The organism is Parachlamydia acanthamoebae (assembly GCF_000875975.1).
In the GTDB taxonomy this organism is placed as follows: Bacteria; Chlamydiota; Chlamydiia; order Chlamydiales; family Parachlamydiaceae; genus Parachlamydia; species Parachlamydia acanthamoebae.
In genome coordinates, this window is sequence record NZ_BAWW01000012.1 from 1 (window position 1) to 479 (window position 479).

Genomic DNA, 479 nt, shown 5'->3' on the forward strand with positions numbered 1-479 from the left:
AAGGAAACATAACCGTTTCCATTTACAACACACACAATCAAATTGCAACTCTGCAAATCAAAAATGCTCTCGGTCAAATTCTTCAACAGCGGGATTTTTTCTATGATGGAGTGGGACAGCTAATTGAAACACGTGAAAAAGTCTTTAAGGTAGACGTCTTTGATCGGGAAGTCATCACAAAATGGACATACAATTCCATTGGAGACGTCGCCTCTTGCATCGAAGCAGTTGGAACACCTGAACAAAAAAGTACTTTCCACACCTTTAACAACCTCAGCCAAAAGATTTCCACACTAAAACCTGACGGCAATCTGATCTATTTCACCTATGATGGAAAAGGTCGTCTATCAGCTGTAGCTTCCGCTGACCAAACGCTCTCCTATGCCTACACCTATGATCTGAATGATAATCCTATCCTCATTCAGGATCACATCAATCATACACAAAATACCCGAACTTATGACCGATGTGATCGCCTC

1 pseudogene is annotated in these 479 nt (G+C 41.3%); it reads left to right on the plus strand.

The features are described 5' to 3' along the window. Positions 1–479 (plus strand): annotated as a pseudogene (locus tag AOM43_RS05980) (hypothetical protein); the annotation flags it as partial.